Annotated in this window: 8 protein-coding genes; 1 reads left to right on the top strand and 7 read right to left on the bottom strand. The window is 54.3% G+C overall.

Annotated features, from left to right (window positions below; translation table 11 throughout):
* Both VKV18_RS13175 and cmk read right to left on the bottom strand, forming a co-directional pair.
* Positions 1–612 (bottom strand): lysophospholipid acyltransferase family protein (locus VKV18_RS13175; RefSeq protein ID WP_324204651.1); only part of this gene is annotated, 612 nt, incomplete at its 3' end.
* The gene (gene cmk / locus VKV18_RS13180) at positions 609–1,322 is read right to left on the bottom strand and encodes a (d)CMP kinase (protein WP_324204652.1); all 714 of its coding nucleotides are present in this window, start codon (positions 1,320–1,322) and stop codon (positions 609–611) included. The genes cmk and VKV18_RS13175, both read right to left, overlap by 4 nt.
* A 91-nt stretch (positions 1,323–1,413) precedes the next feature.
* Here cmk and aat point away from each other — a divergent pair, with 91 nt between their 5' ends.
* Complete coding sequence (gene aat / locus VKV18_RS13185) at positions 1,414–1,995, top strand: leucyl/phenylalanyl-tRNA--protein transferase (protein ID WP_324204653.1); 582 nt, start codon at positions 1,414–1,416, stop codon at positions 1,993–1,995.
* Between the two features lie 18 nt (positions 1,996–2,013).
* Here aat and VKV18_RS13190 read toward each other — a convergent pair whose 3' ends face one another.
* The 5 genes from VKV18_RS13190 to VKV18_RS13210 form a co-directional block, all read right to left on the bottom strand.
* Complete coding sequence (locus VKV18_RS13190; RefSeq protein WP_324204654.1) at positions 2,014–3,909, bottom strand: Ig-like domain-containing protein; 1,896 nt, start codon at positions 3,907–3,909, stop codon at positions 2,014–2,016.
* 151 nt (positions 3,910–4,060) lie between these two features.
* Positions 4,061–7,174, bottom strand: coding sequence for a hypothetical protein (locus VKV18_RS13195; protein WP_324204655.1), 3,114 nt, complete (start codon positions 7,172–7,174; stop codon positions 4,061–4,063).
* A gap of 170 nt (positions 7,175–7,344) precedes the next feature.
* On the bottom strand, positions 7,345–10,494 hold the full coding sequence (locus VKV18_RS13200; RefSeq protein WP_324204656.1) for a S8 family serine peptidase: 3,150 nt from the start codon (positions 10,492–10,494) through the stop codon (positions 7,345–7,347).
* 212 nt (positions 10,495–10,706) lie between these two features.
* Complete coding sequence (locus VKV18_RS13205; RefSeq protein WP_324204657.1) at positions 10,707–13,115, bottom strand: hypothetical protein; 2,409 nt, start codon at positions 13,113–13,115, stop codon at positions 10,707–10,709.
* Positions 13,116–13,135: 20 nt separating this feature from the next.
* Positions 13,136–19,000, bottom strand: a complete 5,865-nt coding sequence (locus VKV18_RS13210) for a carboxypeptidase regulatory-like domain-containing protein (RefSeq protein ID WP_324204658.1) — start codon at positions 18,998–19,000, stop codon at positions 13,136–13,138.
* Positions 19,001–19,155: the final 155 nt, after the last annotated feature.

Below are 19,155 nucleotides of genomic sequence, written 5' to 3' on the forward strand. Positions count from 1 at the left end.
GGTTTCGAGAATCTGTTCGCGCGAGGCATCGGGCGAAAAATGGATGGGCGGGCCGAAACAGATGGCAAGGCGTGCCCGTCGTAGCTTTTTCGCTCCGGGAGGCAGCATATCGAACGTCCCCACAACGCCAACCGGGACTACGGGGGCGCCGCTTTTTTGCACCAACAGCGCCAACCCCGGCTGCGCCGGCTGAAGGTTTCCGTCTCGGCTGCGACCGCCTTCTGGGAAAAAGCCTATCGCCTCGCCTTTTTCCAAAAGCTCTAAAACGAGATGAAACATACGCAGATCGGCTTTACCACGTCGCACGGGGATGCCTTGCATTGTGCGAGTTACAAACCGAGTAACGGGATGATGCCAAAGCTCGATCTTAGCTACCCCCCATATCCAGCGCCGTCGCGCAATAATCGCCCATCCGAGCGGGGGATCGAGATTGCTTAAATGGTTGGCCGCAAGAATCAGGGCGCCGGTCTTAGGGATATTTTCCAGACCGATCACCTCGAGCCGTCCATAGAGCTGGAAAAAGAGCCGAAATATCCATGCCAACGGATATCGGCAAAGACGATGATACCAACACGGAAGCCCTACTTCTTTCCAAGTCGCTCCTGCTTTCACGCTTCTGACACTCCACATCGCCTCTGGTTACAGCGTTCTTGATGGAGGCTTAGTATCTGCCGAACCACGGCATCGAGGTCGAGACCATCGGTATTAAGGAGGATCGCATCGGGTGCCGGCCGCAGAGGCGAGTCGGTCCGCCGACTATCACGCGCATCGCGCTCCTCTTGCTCCTTCAATATCGTCTCTTCAGAGACCTCCAGGCCTTGTGCTCTTAGCTCGGCCGCACGACGCCGAGCACGCTCTTGGGGCGAAGCCGTGAGGAATATCTTCAGCTCGGCCTGCGGCACGACTACCGTTCCCGTATCACGGCCTTCGAGCACCACCCCGTTTTCTGCTGCCAACGCCATCTGGCGTTGCCGCTCCACTAGCGCCCTGCGTACCGGCGAGTGGGTAGAGATGATCGAGGTGGCCTGCGACACTTCTGGCGTACGAATAGCCTCGGTAACCTCTTCGGCACTATCTCCTTCCCCTATCCAGACTCGTTGTACCCCATCGGGAGAGAGCGGCCCGAAGCGAATGGGCAGCGTGCGAGCCAATTGGGCTAGCGTTTCGGCATCGGACAGAGCTATTTTATGTCTTAAAGCCATCAAAGCCACAGCCCGATACATGGCTCCTGTATCTAAGTAGGTGTAGCCGAGCGCTTGTGCTAATTTTCGTGCGACCGAGCTTTTACCGGCCCCAGCAGGACCATCAATAGTGACTATCAAACTTGCCTAGAACCTCCTTCTCTGCTAACACAGTCTACCACCAAAGTCAACAGGGTACCATAAAAAAACCGATTCCATAAGGATAGCGCACATGATCCCTTTTACGCCAGAAACGGTGGTCCGGGCCTACAGCATAGGAATCTTTCCTATGTATGTTGAGGAGGCAAAGGAGATTTTGTGGTTTCGGCCTGAGATGCGTGCGATCATTCCGCTTGATGGCTTTCACATCTCACGCTCGTTGGCCAAGACGATCCGCAAAGGGCGCTTCGAAGTACACATCAACACGGCCTTTGAGGAGGTTATGCGCGGCTGTGCCGATAGGCCTGAAGGAACTTGGATAACTGAGGACTTCATTCGGGTCTATACCGAACTTCACCGACGTGGCTTGGCGCATAGCGTGGAGACATGGCGCGAAGGGCGTCTTGTAGGGGGTACCTATGGAGTCGCTTTGGGAGGGGCTTTTATGGCAGAGAGTATGTTCCATCGAGAAACAGATGCCTCTAAAGTAGCCCTAGCCGCCCTTGTACATCGCCTTAAAGAGCGCAACTTCGTGCTGCTAGATGTACAGTACCTAACGCCGCATCTACAGCGCTTGGGGGCTATCGAGATTCCAAACAAGGTCTACCTTGCACAACTGCAAAAGGCCTTGAAATTACCCTGCCGATTCGTTTAAGGAAGCCACCTTCCCCCTTTACCAGTTTGTGCTGGTGAGGTCAATATAGATACGTTTTGTATAGGTGGAGTAGGTTAACTGCAGCTCTCGGGCGCCGATACGCCGGCCAATGGTGAACTCAAAATCTTGATAATCCAAAAAGCTACCGTGTTGGAGTGTTGCCGAGGCGAGCAGACGCCAGCGGGAGTCAATGCGATAGACGGCATCGGCCAGAAAGCTGGCGCTGGGGCTATCTAAAAAGGCCGTTCCGGCAAGCCCAAGCGCAAAATGTTTCGAGCGTCCCACTTGATAGGTGATGCTGATGCGATGTTTGCCGTCTTCGTTGTAGGCCGGGTTGGGCGTGGAAAGAAAATCGTAGCTGAAGTTGATGTCTCCTCCGTTTGGAAGGGTGCGATCAAGCCCCAAAGAGATTTGAGAGGTGAAACCGGTGAGATGGTTTGTTGTCCACATATGGCCTAGGGTGAAGGAGACGTTCAGGGTTGTCCGTCGGTCTAACAACATCGGCATCGCCGGGAAGGTTCGCCAGGTTATCTCTTCCGAGGAAGCGTTCGTTAACGAGGCAAGGCTACCGGCAGTGCGGAAGTAGTTTGAGGAGTAGCGTGTGCCAAACACATAGCGCCATCCCTTTGCGAATCCATAGGAGCTTGGATTGGTCTCAAGATAGAGGTCACCCTCCAATGAGGTCTCTGTAGGGGAAACCCATGTCTGTCCCCCATTAAAATCTATGCCCAAGCGTCCGAGTTTGCCGTGTGTGCTTAGGTCGAGACTGCCGATTAGGCCGGTATGATGGGGAAAATCTAAAGCAAAGGCCCCCTGAGTGCTATCCGAAAACTCCTGCGTATGAGTCCACTGAAAACCCCACCCTCCACGCGTTAAATCGGTAAAGCCATAAGAGCCTTCGTAGCGCATCTCGCCCGTGCCGGAGTAGCTCTGCATGAGGTCAATAGACCAGCCGGGGTCGGTGCTAAAGTACCCCCTTCCTAACTGTTGGTCATGGCGAATGTAGAGAATACCCGAGCTACGTGGCGTGAGGTCGTAGTAGAAAGGCAGTTCAAGCCCAAAGCCTCGCGAGCCAACGCTAATAAAGTGATCGGAGAAGAGCTGATCGGAGTTGAGGCTCATCTCGTAGTAAGGCAGGCTTAGGATTTGCAGATTGTCCTGAAAGAAACGAGGACGGGTGAACTGAAGCTTGTCGCCTGGGAAATAGGCGATAGAGCGCGCCACCACCACCAGCTTCACCTGCATTTGCGGCATTGTAAAATAGGCTGGGGGCACAATGCCGTGCGGCTTCTGCATCTGCAGGTCCACCCCTGTGATCTCCACCTGTTGCACACTGCCGTTCCACTTGGCAATGGCGTAGCCTATTCCCGTACCTAGACTGTAGTAAAGGCGAATGGCATGAATGACATGCTTCCCCCGACGCAGGGTGATGTTATCTGCAGCCCGCACTACGGCGTTATCGTCGCAATGAAACTGAATGCGATCGGCTTTTATGTCGAAGTTGCGATAGGAAAGCTCCGAGCCACCGTTTACGCTAAAGGCCTCGATAATGCGATCGGTGGCGCTATAGGCAACATACTTTCCGGTAAAGAGCACGTAGTTGTTGCCCTCAACGGTCGCTTCTGGATCGTTGGTAAACTCGATCTGAAGAGCATTCGAGGCGCCTACCCCAGCGCCTTCGGCGATCGCTGTAACTTGTGCCACCGTGGGGAAGGGAGCACTAATAAGTCGCGTCTGCGCGATGCCGCCTACGGCCGTTACCCGCGTCTGTGTGAGCGTTCCGGCGGTGGTTTGAAAAAGAACGGTGGCGCCATTTAAGGGGTTGCCATTCTGATCACGAACATCGGCAATGATGAGCGTCTGCTGTTTTCCGTCCGCCAAAATGACGTCCCGTGTGGCAGACAGAGTCACCATAGACCTCTGGGCCAATGCCAGCTGGGCTAGAGCACAGAGGCCTATTGTAACCAAAATACAGGCAAAAAAGGGTTTTTGTCGAGCCGAGCGCATAGACAGATAAAACGCTATGGCAAGAGGGGATGAACCCCTCTTGCCATTCCTAACATAATTAGCGTGTGATGACGCACACGCGCGTCTGATGGGTCTGAGTGCCATCGGGTGCCACCACCACCAGGTCCATCGTATAGACACCGGTTGAGACCACGGTTCCCGATTGCGTCTTCATATCCCACACCGCTTTCCCCTCCAGGCCATTGGCCGTGTTGCGTGTGGTTACCGGTGTAAGATTGCGAATGACCTGTCCGTGAGAGTTACGTACCAGCACATGCGCATCTCCACTGCCGGCAATGCTATAATCCAGCTCTACCGGCGCTGTCGTACCACTGGCGGCACGGGTAGGCGCGTTTACAACGAAGGAGAGAATGCGTACGCTCGGCGTTGGGTTCGCGGGGCTGGCCGTGATCTGCACCGTAGCGCGACCAGTGGCGTCCGTATGTACCACGTATCCCGAGCGCGTGCGCATATCGAACTGTGTGCCGGTAGCCGGGTCGGTGAAGGTAAGCTTCCAAGTACGTGGCACACGGCTATTGAAGTTAGGCCACTCAATGGTAACCGGTTCCGAGGGCTTTACCGAGCTGATAACCAGGTTCCATGTTTTCTGCGTGGGGCTTGGCGAACGCAAGTCTTCGCTGTAGATGGCTCCATTCCACTCCGGATGGGTTATCTCCATCGTGAGTTGCTTATTGATATAGGGCGGTTTCGGATACTTAAAGAAATCGGCCCTATCGCTCGCCTGCGGCGCCACCCCGATGACGGTGGTGTTGTCAATGCCGTCGGAAGCCGAGGCAGAGAGCTGGAGTTGCCAGTTATCGGTTGCGACCCGATTTTGCGTTGTTGTAACGGTGGTCGCCTTTGTAATGTTGCTGCCCGGCAGCGTCACCCCAGGATAGATGAACGAGAGGTTATTCTTAAGAACGTAGATCCAATAGCCCTGATAGGGCTGCATGGTGAAGGCAAGATTTTGCAGCATCACATAGTTCCATTGCGTGGGGTCAGGGTTGGAGGTGTCGTAGTAGAACGCAATGGGCAGAATGAGATGGTTTTGTGGAGAGGCCGCATCCTGCATCGAGAATGTGCGCCCTGTGCTTGGATCGAATATTTGCACTTCCCCGAAGTTAACCGGATAGATGTAGGGGTCGCCGATCTGGTTCCAGCCTTGTGGATAGTTCACTGTGAACTGCTGGTTGGTCAATAGCGGCGGATAGGTTGCCGTATTGAGTTGGATCAGTTGGTCGTTAGCGATGCGGTTTAGTATCCAGAACGCCTTACCCAGCGAGAACTGCGAGATGGAGTTGTAGATGAGGTTAACGGGGTCCCACTGAGCGAGATCGGGGGCCACCTGTTGCGACGGAAGCGTTGGGAACAGCACCTGGGAGGGTGGCGTCGGCCCCGTCTGCAGAGGAATGCTAAGCATCACATAGTGGTTTTGCGTTGTTACGTTGCCGCGCAGGGTAAAACTCGCAGGGGCGGGAACATCTATTGTGCGGCGAGCTACCACACCGTTTCCAAAATTCCCCGGCTGGGCAGAAACCAGGATATCCATAGGACCGGTGCTTGCCCCTGTCGGTGTCACAATCCACTGCACCGGTAGCTCTTGCCCAGAGGACAACGAGGGGAGGGTAACGGTGGCGCTGTTATTGGGATTATTGGCATTATTTTGAAAGCCATTTGTAGGCGGTGGCACCAACTGCAATCCCTTGGGAAGGTTGATGGTCACCGTAACAGGACTTAGGGCTAACGCATTGGGGTTGATCAAGTCGGTGGTATTGTCCACATAGGCGCTGATTTGAAACTGATTGCTGGTTCCCGTAGCCCCCGGGGGCGCAAACACCGACTGATTGGCTGAAGTAGACACCTGCAGCGCCTGCGGTGCACTTATCGCCAGAGCGAGAGGTTGGCCGAAGGTAAAGTTGCAGCTGTTATCGCCCAAATAGGTTACGATGGTCTTTGAGGTTGTGGGCTGAACCTGAAAATTATCCCAATAGAGTCCAAGCCCCATAGATTCAGAGTTAGGCTGATCGATGGATTGTGTTGGGTCTAACAGAGTAATTCCAAGCAGGGGAATAGGGGTGGCGCTATCATAAAGCCAGAACTCGTCGTAGATGCGGGGGTTTGGAGCCGTTCCTCCTAAATTCCCCTCCATTGCCAACAGATTGCCGATGATCATTCGCGACGGCGGCAAAGAGGTTGCAAACGTTGGGTCTTGGTTGTAGGAGGTATTGGACAAAGTTCCTTTGATCGTTCGATAGACTAGGGCATTTGTGATATTCGTTTGGGTATTTCGAGCTGAAGAGTAGAAGTAACCTGGCATTTGTGCCCCATAAAGCGCCGTCTCGTGATGAATGGCGTAGTTATCCGGGTAGAGGTAGAGGGGTGTTCCGAAGTTTAAGAATGACGACTGCGGATTGCCCGAAAGCTCCTCCAGGAGGCCGATACTTACCGTATGCGCCTTCGTATCCACGTTTTTAACCGTGATCTGAAGTCGGCACTGCGTGTGCACAAAGGAGGCCACTAAATCTATCTCAACCGCGGGAAAGATGCGTGTGGTAGTACCCGTACCACCCCCCGTACCACCTCCGGTACCTCCGCCTGTGCCGCCACCGGTTCCGGTACCTCCGCCAGTTCCCCCATTCCCACTGCCTGTTGTGGCAACAGGCTCTGTGAGCCATTTGGCCTCTATGTGATTGCCTACTTGTTGCGGCGCCTCTATCCATTGTCCCTGCGTCTGATCTCCGAAGAGCGCATCATATCCTAGAGGGGTTAAAACAGAAAAACCACCATCGATCCGCACAAAAATGTGCGTTCCCAAATAGGCTGTGAACTGTTGCTGGGTCGTCGGATCGGTAATCTGAACCGCATTGAAAGGAAAATAGGGAGCGATAGTATCGTTCGGATCGAACACAGGGTCACTGCTTGAAGCCGTGTAAAGCCCTAAGGCTCCCGCCTGGTTTTTTCCGATCCCAATCGTCAAGGCCATGCCGTTGGCGGTAAAGGTGTAAAGCAGATCGTCCGCGCTGGTACCGGTATAGTGCGAATACCCTGGTGGGAAGGGATCACCTAGCCCCTGTGCATATGTCTTTTGTGTCGCTCCCAAACCGATAACGGCCGCAAGCAGAGCGCCTGCGCAAGCGAGGCATTTGAAAAAGGATGTGTTTCTTTGCATCCAGAAGTAACCTCCCTGAACCCCTTAATTTTGCCGAGCGGTGGGGGAACGATGCCGCCCGAGCAGGTAGGACAGTTCTTTTTTTATTTTTTTTGTCGCTCAGCGAGGGGGTTTGAATAATTTTTCTCCGGCTGTCTCTCTCAAAGGAGAGAGACAGCCTTAATGGTTTTCTAACGTGCGATGGTCAGCGGTATGGTCTGCCGTGTGACATCTCCGGAGGATGTAACCGCACGTAGTTGGATGATGTACACGCCGGTAGGTACTGGATTCCCGGCTAAATCGCGCCCATTCCAGAAGGCGTGGTTCGCTCCGGCCGTCACCGCTCGTGAAGGTTGCGCCATACCTACAACACGGCCATTCGATGCCAACACTTCGATGTCCACATTGGCATCACGGGAGATATTATAGCGGATATCGAAGCCCGCCGGCCCTGCCGCGCGGTTGGAATTCATCGGGTCTACAAACAGATCGGTGATCAGTGGGCGTCCGCCCGTGACAGAAGTTGAAGCCGTTATCTGGAACTGCCGGCTTGTCTCCTGAGCGGCCGGTACGAACTGATAGGCGCTTCGCGTGCGCATATCTATCTGGTGCCCGGTTGTCTGGTCGGTTAGCACCAGCTTGATATTATGGGGCACCTGCGCGATATTGGGCCAAGAGACCGTAACGGGCGTGCCTTTATTGGCAAACTGCACGAGCACTTGCCACGTCTGTGTGGCCGCAGGAGCGTGCAACGACATGGCATCAAGCTCTTTCTGAGCGCCCCTTCCCTGTTCTAGAATACTCAGGGATATATCGTTTGTTAACTGGGGCGGTTTTGGTGCGCGCGTGAAGCTTGGATCGGTTTGTTGAGCAGATACCCCGATATAATTGTGTCCATCTACGGCGCTGCCGGAGGTCGCAACCAACTGAAGGCGCCAGTTGTTCGGCCCACCGACCGAGGGCACACTAGCATTTGCCGCTCTGCCTAATGTATCGGAGGGACTACCCGTAGGCGGAACGACCAAAGTAAGCACATAGTTTGTGCTTAGACTATTTGGGTTTGCCGGAATCACATATATCCAGCTTCCTTCCCACGGTCTCAAAAGCCCTTGCGGCAGCGTATCGAACTGATAGCTCCCACCGACATAGCGGTAGATAAACGGCAGAATGAGGTTAGCCTTTGCCGCATCCTCTGCTGTGTAGAGCGTCCCTCCGGGAGTTTCAAAAGAGCAGATATTAAAGCTCACCGCGAAGGGGAAGGGATCGCCCACGAGGTTCCATCCCTCATGAAGCGGAATATTCACGAAGTTACTTGTAATGTAGTTACCGTAGGTCCGATAGATATCCGATGCTGTAGTTTGTAGGAAGAAACCAAGCCCTAAAGGTGGGTTTGTGGCCGGCGTAGATGAAGCCGGTATACCGCTCGAGGTGAAGGAGGCAGAGGCGCCCACTGTGCCCGGAGTCGGTGTGTAAACACCCTGTGCGGTCGCCTGGCCTGCACTATTAAGAGTAGGCTGTATTCCCCAACTGTAGAGCACAGCGGTAGGATCGCTCAGAATCTGGCGAATATCGCTTCGGAAGGAACCAGATGGCGAATCGGTGGCGCTTTCGTAGATCGGGATCGAGATCAACGACAGACCTGCAGGGAATCGGTGTGGTTGCAGATTGAACGTCACCGTTTGCTGGGGCGTCGGGATGTTCGGATTGGCCGGCGTACCGGTAATCTGAACGGTTACCTGCGAGGAGGCCAGCACTGTGTTGAAAGCGTAGCGGAAGGAGATCGAGTAGACCGGATAGGAGCTGGTGGTATCGCCGGTCACCGAAAAGTTGGAAACCCCTGCAGCAGGAGTTCCGTTCGTCACTAACGGCGTTGTCGTGCCATCTGGGTTAAGAATGGCGATATTGACATTGGAGAGAGGAATATTACGCACCCCAAACGTAAAGGTTGGCTTTAGGGTTTCAACCGGTGGAGGTGGATTGCCGGAGGGATCGGTAGAAAGGCCGGTCGCGTTATCAATCCCTATGGGGCTATCCACTTCCACATGGCCTATCACGCGCAAGAGCGCCTGATAGGCATCTACTTCCCCGTAGCCATACTTGGGATCGGGTACTTGCTGCTGACCGGTAATGATATGATTTGCCGACTGTTCGATGGCCTGAATCGCTGCGGTAGGTGTTACGCCAGGCACCGAACGCAGGAGAGCAATGACACCGCTCACCACCGGTGCAGCAAAAGAGGTTCCTTGCTCAAAAGCATAGCTCCCATTCACCGCCACCAAGAAGCCGTTCGGGTCGTTATCCGAGGTTTGCTCGCCGCCAGGAGCCGAGATATCGACCTTACCAAAACTCGAATAGTAGGTGAGTTGCGAATTTCTGTTAAGAGCAGAGACCGTAAGGAGGTTGGGAAAAGTGAACCCGGCAGGTGTTGTCTGGTGATTGTCTGAGCTATCGTTGCCTGCTGCGGCAACGATGATGATCCCCGCATCGCTTAGCGCTTTTGTGGCTTGATAGTAGGGATCGCTTGTATCGGTTGGATCACCCGGCCCGCCCAAACTTTCATTCACCACCACAATATTATCTTGCTGAGCCACATTCAGCACATACTGCGAGGCATTGACAAGCGCCGTCTCGGTAAAACCGTTTGCATCCCCGGCTTTGATACCGAGGCACTTGGTGGTTCCCCATCCGCAAATCGAGGCCATACCAATATTGTTATTGGTAATAGCCACCATAATACTGCTTGTACTCACGCCGTGCTGATTCTCTGCGTCGGTACCACTCGGTGTATTATTGGTCGAACCATCCACAGAGTTGTATCCGGGCATAATATACTGCCCCGTTAAATCCGGATGGGTGTTATCGAAGCCGGTATCTATATCCGCAACGTTAGCGCTTCCCTTTTCAATAGCCCATGCTGCAGGCATATTAATTTGAGGGAATGGCCACTGATCTCCATTCGTATAGTGAGGATCGTTTGGTGTGACCGTCGGAGGTGCGCCCATAATATGGTAAATCCGATTAGGCCCAACCCACCGCACACGCGGATCGCCTTTCAATGCAGCCACGGCGTTCAAGGTACCCGCATCCGTAGCATTGGCAGCAGGCAAAATAAGTTCATAACAATCTTTTAACAGGAGAGGAATCACCTGTTGCGCGTTTACTTTAGCTGCCAATGCGTTCACATCGTTTTGTGATGTGCCGGGCTGGCAATAGAGTACTACCTGCCCATCCACAAAGGCGGCTTGTGCACCGGCAACGCCATCCGCCTTGCTCCGGAGGGCGTTACCCATCAGTATGAGCGAGGTTAAAACCGTAAGAAGAAGTCCAAATTTTTTCACCATAGTCCAAACTCCTTGTTCAGACGGTTGTTGTTGACGCCGCCGCGCCGCCTCCGGTAGGAGGAGCAACGCAGAGTTGGCGTGGAGCGCCGATAAGGGTCTCTGTTTCTCAATATGTTGAAGCACGCTTGTTGGCCTCAAACCTATCTCCATCCTCTGCATCTAGGTAGGAGATGGATGCTGCTCTTACAGCATCCATCTCCTTGACTAAAAGATCAGTGCCGCTCGCGCCCGCGCCCGTTCAGCACCTGTTGCGGCGTTGTCGGATGGCTCACACCGGGGATAATTCCCACCGAGCGCGGCATAACGGGATGCAGCACCGCAGCGCGGCTTCCGTTGGCATTCAACACGGCTGCGGCCAAGCTTGCCTTCTTGCCCGGGGGTGCTGGCGGGAGCGGTGTGGGTGTGAACTGAATAGGATCGCTATAGACGAAACGGAAATTCCTATTCGGGTCGGTAGCGCTTTGGCTGATCCAGTTTACCGGGCCGGGAACATCCTCGTCATGGCGCGCCCCGATACGATAGTAGAGAGTGGGCGTCGCGGGGGTACTGCCCGATCCCCCCGAACCGTTCACAAAGGCGGCAAATGTAGGATCGGCCAATAGTTGCGGTGCCTTGGTAAGGTCTACCGGTGCCGGCAGGGTCTGCGCAACCCCATCCTGTGTGGGCGCCGTAGAGAAGACCTGTATTTGATAGATGATCTTTGGGTTCTTGAAGGTACGATCGGTAGACACCTCCACGTCGAACAGGTCGGCTCCCACACGGCTTGTCCAGGTTGGGTTGAACGAGCGAATATCCACGGAAGCTCCGGCTGCCGGCGCTGTTGGGTTCACCGGGGTGATCGGTGTGGCATAGTTCGAGGGTACCGGGTCGGTCTCAATACATAAAGCATTGTTACCTGTACCTGTTCCCGTACCATTGCCTATGCCACCGGTGCCGGTTCCTGTACCTATTCCACCCGTGCCGGTTCCTATTCCACCTACACCGGTACCGGTGCCAATGCCGCCTGTTCCTGTACCTATTCCGCCTACCCCACCCGTATTGCCACCACTGCTAACGATGGGCACAGGACGGGAGATTATTGCAGTGACCTCATATTGATAGGACTTTCCGGGTGTAAAGCCCGTATCTAAGAAATTACTGAGAGTCACAAAGCCACAGCCGCCGCCTGTGGATGTACCGGTACCTGTACCGGTGCCTACTCCACCGCCCGAAAGATTACCCGTAGGTGTTGACCCCGAATAACCGGTATAGAACCCTTGCGTGGTTGCGAAGCTGTCAAACGGCGAGGGCTGATCAAGGTAGCTGTGGGAAGAAGGAGGAACTGCACCCACCGGAATTCCGGTCGAAACACCAATATTGGTTCCGGTGCCGGTACCTGTGCCGGTGCCTGTACCAGTACCTGTGCCAGTGCCATTCCCGTTATTTCCAACACCTGCGATTCCAGGGGCCCCAGGCGGGAAGTCTGGCAAGCGGTATATTTTATACTGCAAAACCCCAGCCTGACCAAAGATATTATCGCCCCATGTTACCCTCACTTCCGGTGCCCCATTCAGCGAGGTAGCCTCAGCGACAACGTTGGTGGTAGTGGCCTGGCCGCCTTTGGCCGCGGACACCAGAAGGACACCGAGGCCAAGTGCAGCCAACGTACTGCCGATGGCGCTGAGATTGATGCGCGTGTTGACACGATTGATGCTTTTGCCACCGGTCAGAGTATATATATATTGTGGACGATAAAGCACTAACCCAATATCTTCAGGACTGATGCCACCGGTGTTTTCACGAATTTCGCACTCGGAGTTATCTGCGTAGGCACGCATAATGCGAATAACCCCAACTTTTACCAGTCGCCCGCCTGCCAGCTCGCGCAGCACCGCGATGTCATCCCCATCGTGAAAACCATCGCGTGTTCCCTTATTGATCACCACAAGCCCGCGACTGATCTGCAGCACTGTGGCCGTCAGCAGCTGCCTAGCGACCATTTGGGTCACGGCAGAAAGCGCGGCATCATCAACCGCCTTTAGAATAGCTTCCTGTGAACTGGCGTTTTCCCCAGGTTCATTTGCAATGGCAACCTCTACCTGGGCCCCATTAATCGGCGCTTGCGCAACAAGGTTGGTCAATGTGGCCTCAAGCACCAGTTTGCCGGCTCCAGCCCCACTCGTCACCAGGATGCGCCCGGAAAGCACAGCGGAAGCCCCCACCGCTTCACCAAGTCGCGTGTAGTCAAAAAGACTGTACCCGTAGGGACCATAGGGATCGCTTGGCGTCGGAAGCGGTGGCGTCAGCGATTTTGCCTGAGCCATTAACTCCTCCGGGTCTACCGGAGCAAACTTAGAGGCTCCTACGCTTACCAGTTCGTTGTACAAGTCCTTCTTTGTGGTGATGGCGAGCTGACTACCGGCGGAATGGGCGCGCTCGTCCACAAAGTCACCCACCATCACGCGCAGTTGCTGTGTTTGAGCGTTCGCTTTCACGGCTCCCAGCAAGCCAGCTCCTAGAAAAGCGGCAGCAAACAGCCATGTGCCGATACGAGATAGAATATTTCTGCCAACAGCGTTCACTCTTTTATCTCCTTCTTCGAGTTGCCCGCTTTGCAGCGGACGTTCGAGACCCCTATACATAATAGTATCTCCTAAATCCGTCATCGTGTGATCACTAAGGGCACCACACGTGGAACCTGATGTCCATTGGCATCTGTGGCAATGACCTGAGCCTGATAGACCCCGGTCGGCACACGGATGCCACTATCCGACTTCAGGTCCCAAACAACCTGGTTTGTACCTGCCGCGCGCGTGGTGTTTGCCTCTAAGGTTCGCACCACACGACCATTGTTCAAGATTCGTACAACCATCTTAGCGGCGGTGGTGAGAGTATAGCTGATCGTCGCCGAGTCGGATTGTCCCGTAGCCCTATTGGTATTCATCAAGGCCGTTACATTCAGTATCTGCAGGGGACTGCGGGTCGCACGTCGGACATCTATCTCGAAATGATGCGTTGCCATCCCCTGCCCCACCGGAACCGTGTAACTCGAGCGATCATGCAGTTCGAAGCTTGTTCCGTTATCGAGGTCGGTAAAGATAAAGTCGTGTTTACCCGCCATAGCGAGGTTCGGCCAGGTAAGCGTCACGGGCTGGCCTCCGGTGTTTGCTTGAAGCGTGAACTTCCATGTGGTTGCAGCTGCAGAGCGCACATCCACACTGTAGAAGCCAGCTTGTCGGCCCCAATCACTATGATCTACTCCTAGAACCACGGCATTTTTACCTACAGCAGGGGGAGTGAGCATCTTATAGCGGTCGTACTGATCGGTCGCCCCGTTGCAGACACCGATTGTTGCCTTCGAGGCGGATTGATCGGTGGCAGCCACGATATCTAGCTTCCAATTTCCGTTTCCACCCGATGTAAACTCCAGAGCGCGCCCCGCCGTCGAAAAGGCCCCCCTACCCTGCTGGGCGCTCGGCGTTACCACAAGTGTACAGGGCTGGAAAGCATAGAGCCAGTAGCCGCGGAATGGGTCTAGCGTGTAAACCACTGCATAGTTCCCGCTCTGGTAAGTCCACAGTGCAGCCCCAAGAACCGGGTTCGGGCCGGCTTGGGCGGCGGTTACATTGATGAGAGTACCGTTCTGGAGTTGAACCTGTAGACCGTTGAAGTTCACCGAGGAGGTGAAGGGATCGCCGATCATATTCCAGCCCTGTTGCAGCGGAATATTAAAGGGCAGGTAGTTGCCGTTAGCATCCTTTGGAGCGGTGATCCCGTTTGGATTCGTGATGGCCATCACGGTAGCCGTATCGGTATCACGCAAGAAGTAACCAAGGCCAAGCTGGAAGGCGTTCGCCGGCGGCGTAGGATAGTTCACATAGGTTTGATTAGAGGCGTTCCAGTAGGTGAACTGGAAGGCTCCGCTGCTAACGTCAGAGGCCGGCACACCCAGCAACGTTGCCACATCCAACGGCGGGCTGTTCGGATTACCGTCCGTGGTGAAGTAGTATGGCGAGGAGACCAAAGCGAGGTTCGGCCCAAATGCCGCCAACGGATCGAGGGTGAAGTTGACGTTTTGTGTCTCCTGATTCGAGGCAACGGTTACGGTTTGCGCTGCCGTCTTCGTGGTATAGCCAGGCTTGCTTGCCGACACGGTCACCGTGGCACCGGCAGGGACGTTGGTGATCTTATAGTTGTAGGTATAGGTTTGTCCGTTGCTGGTAGTGGTCTGCACTGCGCCGGAGGTTCCGGTCGCCACCACGCTGCCGGCAGCATTTGTCACGGTAATGGTAGCACCACCAACCGGAATACCGAGCGACGTGGCCACCAGCCCTGAGATACTGCCGGGCGGTACAGGCGACATAAGCAGAAGAACGCCCGATGTTGTCTGCTGTGTGGTTACCGTAACGGTAACGCTCTTAACGAGATTATAGCCTGGTGCTGTGGCAGTAACCGTGTATTGGCCGGGCGATACATTGGGGATGGTAAAGGTTCCATCGCTCTGGGAGCCACCGGTGGGCGGTGCCGAAACAAACTGTGTTTGCGCATTGGAGGTAGATGTTGCCGTTATCGTAGCGCCTGGCAGAGGCTGTCCGGTATCGTTGCCATTGGCATCGGCGATATCCACCTTCCCGGTAATCGTACCGGGCGCTTGGATTAGGGCGAAGTCTTTGCCGGAGACCGTTTGGCTTGGCGCCACCACCACCGGCTGACCGGGCGGGGCACCGTAGTTGGCCGGGTTACTTGAAACGTAGCCTTGAGCCGGCAGAATGGGGAAAACCTCATAGGAGCTGGCCGGCACGTTCTTGATAAAGTAGGTGCCATCGGGGGCCGACACACCGGTGAAGAAGGTATTCGCCGGTGCAGAGCCGGAGATATCCAAGGCCTCAACCGTAATATTCGGCACAGGCAGTCCTGTGACGGCATCGGTGATTTTACCGGAGATAACGCCGGGCTGGGCCTGGCTCATGAAGAAGTCGTTACGGGCGCCATAGCCGCCATGGAAGATGATCCCCGTCGCATGTTGAGTAACGTAACCCGGTAAAATCGCGTCGAGCGAGTAGGTACCATTCGGATAGAGGCCACGAATAATATAGGAGCCATCCGCCTGTGAAAGGGCTGTGCTGACCTCGTTGCCCTGCGAGTCGAAGGCTCGCACCAACACATTGGCCAACGGCACCGCTGCCCCGCCGTTATAGGCACGCACGCTGCCGTAGATGTAGCCTGTTCTAAGAAAGTCGAGAACATTATGGATTAGTTCCATGCGCAGGTTGATACAGAGATAGGGGGTAGGTGTACCCTGTAGTGCGATAGTTTTAGGTACAATCCCCTCCCATCCAAAGGGAGAATAGACCACTCGGCCACCTGTGGCAGGGTTATAGTACCACATGATAGCCGGCCCATCCCCATTGCTGTAAACGCCGTCTACCCCAGATTGTACCGTACTTGGCGGGTTGAAGGTTACCACATCGTTGAATCCAACCTGTATTGGCACCGTCACATCGTCCCAGGTATCTTCGGCTGCAGCAGTATATGCTTGGTTCGGAATGGGTCCGATGAAAATAGGGCTATTGTTACCTGGCGGATTGTTTGGCGTATCCATCGGGGGATAAGGTGGGTATCTATGCACACCACCATACCATGTCTCCCACGCAATGGGGGCACTACCACGTGCTCCTTGAAGATTAATCTGATCGGTGCCCGCCGCGTCAGCGACGTAGTTGCAGTAGAGCACATTGGAGAGGAACGCATTTTGCTGTGTCCCCCCTAGTGTAAGCCCCCAAGCAATGTCCTGCCCATTGATGAAGAGCCTTCCACCCGCTTGCACGAAATTGGCAAGCATGGTTTGAGTTTGAGGATCTAGAATGGTCCCAGGCCCTACGAACAGGTCACCTGAATAGGGTGAATGCCAAAGCACGCATTTTTCGGCGACCAACACCTGTTTCGGCAAATTTGGATCGGACGGATCGGGGGGAATATTCTCATAGTACGGCAGATAGGCATTGAGCACCGATTGAGGAATAGGACCTCTGCATTGGATACGCCAAATATCGTAACTCTGCGTAGGAGGTATACCCGAGCCATCATCATCAAGAGGATCATAATAGGCTCCATCTCCCACGAAAGCGCCATAGGATTGTGCTCCCAACGTGTTCATAAAATCAAGCAGCGGGGAGGGTTGCCCGGTTCCGGCCTGATAGGTATCAGGGAAGAACTGGCGTGTAAACTCCGTCATATAGCTTTCGGTGGGGATGCCGTTGAAACCGGCTGTGTTGCTAGCCTGAAAGTTGCCAGAGCCAAAGCGGTTGGAAAAGAACTTCTGCCCGCTGTCATAGTCGTCCACATAAAGTATGTTATGCGTTGCTTGGAAGGGTTGCGTGGTGAAGCCCCACACATTATCGTAGATGCGCCAATCGGATTGCTTCTGCGGATCAAACGGGTCCACCGCATTATTATAGATAATGACATCAATCACCCAGTCACTAGGAAAGTTTACCGGGCTAGTCCAGTCCGCCGAGTAAACGCCATCTCCGGCCACCTCTCCAGGAGGCTCATGACCTCCTTGACTAACTGGGCCATCGTCATAAAGCTGAAGCCAGAACCTATCCGGTGGATGGGCAGCTCCACTAAAAGCGTCAAGGTCATCTACCCCAGGAGTATAGAGATTGGGTTGGTTCAGACCGCGAAATTGCGGAACGCCATTTGTCATTGGGCCGTTGGCATTTATCGCTTGGTAGTCTTCTTCACTTGGGAAGCCGCCATTGGCAGCGTTGAAAATAGATTGTATGCTGGTTCCTGAGCCTCCTACAAAACCGCCTCCAAACGCAAAGATACGATGCTCTATATTATCAGGGCTTTGTTGCATTGCATTTGGGCATTTAATCTGCACATAAACCGAATTGACTCCGCTTTCATAATCCACTGCGCGCACACAAATGCGGATGGTATCTCCTGGATTGAACTGACGCTGCGAGATACCGGTGTGCGTGCCGGCTTCCTTCTCGAGATGCACAATCTCATTTGTCGAGATGTCGTATTTCAACAACGCAGGGGCATCCACATCTATCATAGTGGAACCCCAAATCTCTAACGTTCCGCCGCGATCGCTTTGAAACACGATGCGATAGGAGTTCTTATATTGAGGCCAGGTAGGAAAGTCTTCGTTGGAAACGTGTGCTTTATCGAAGTTATAGCTCGGCTCGCTGGGGTCCATAGCCGTATCGGGCTGACTTGTTTGCAATTTGTGGGCAGGATTACCGCTACTCTCTCCGACCAGCGTAAAAACCCCGGTTGAAGGCGATTGCTCCGGCACTTGCAGCCAATAGATATCTGTGGAGTGATTCGGATTAATAGCGTTCGCGATGCCATCGTTGTTTGTATCTTCGCGATCGCTAGCGAAGGCTATCATAAGCTCACTCTGAGTCAGTCCGTTACCTGATGGATTCGGCTGGACAGGAATGATGCCTAGTGGGTCTATATTGAGCGAGCTCCAAGCGGGATGATAGTTATTGCTCTGCTGTCCATTCACAGCAAAATTGGTAATTCGCTCTGGCTGAATGGCATTAAAATTAGTGGAGATCACCCATATATCGTAATTGCTTACCGTGCCGGCAGCCGCTACCGGTGCAGCACCGGAGGCAAAACCGGAGGCATTAGTCGAAAAAGCGATGAAGTGCCCATCTGGCGACCAGGCGGGGCTTATATCGTTAGAGGCTCCTGTAGTGAGTTGGGTTATCTGTCCGTTGGCCGTGTTGTAGAGGAAGAGATGATAGACGTTTTGCCCCTGCAACTCACCGGCAAACGCGATGGCATCCCCTCCTGGGGACCAGGTGGGGTGACGCACGTCGGCGAAGCTAAAGCCCGCCGTTGTGTTGGTAACGGGTGTCGCTGCTCCACCCTGGTTCAAGTTATAGAGATAGAGATTAAAACCGGTGGTCACCGGGTTGGCGGTGCCGGCACCGGAGACGAATGTGCCTCCTCCGGCAAAAGCAAGCTGGCTGCCATCTTTGGAGACGGCCGGTTCGATCTGGTTGATATTGGCCGGTACAATCTGGGTTACACCGGTTCCGTCGGGAAACATGCGGAAGATGTTGTAGGTGTTGGTGGCATTGGGTGTGGAGTCGGTGCTGCTGTTTCGATTGCTATCGAAGTAGATATATTTCTCATCCGATGTCCAGAAAGGATGTTCGTTGGAAGAGGTAGCCGGCACATTGGAGAAAGGCAGGTTTGGGTTGGCTTTGGTCAGCAGGATGGTTTGCCGTATGACGTTTTGATCGCCGGGTGCGCGTCCATCTCCTGTCCATCGCGTCTTCAGAACCCAATCCGGCAATTTAGGCATATTGGGTGGATAGAACACATGGGGAGGTCGTGGCCCCACAGAGCGAAGCGACTGTAAGAAGTCCTGTGGCCGCACACTTTTTGGGCTACGCGCCCGGGTTTGGGCTTGAGCGTTTAACGAACAAAAGGCCACGATCCCGACGAACAGAAGCAGATAGAGGCCATAAAAACGGCTATGCGCTCGCTTCAATGCTGGTCTACCTCCTAATTCTGGACACATGTTACATGCTTCCTTTTTCAGCTGCAGTCAGCAGCTTCTCGACTGGGGGGGTGTACACGCACTATTTGATTAGCACGAACAGACCGCACATCGGCCCTTATAAAGGGGGGAAAACGAGTCGGGAG

It is taken from the genome of Chthonomonas sp. (genome assembly GCF_035294505.1).
In the GTDB taxonomy this organism is placed as follows: Bacteria; Armatimonadota; Chthonomonadetes; order Chthonomonadales; family Chthonomonadaceae; genus Chthonomonas.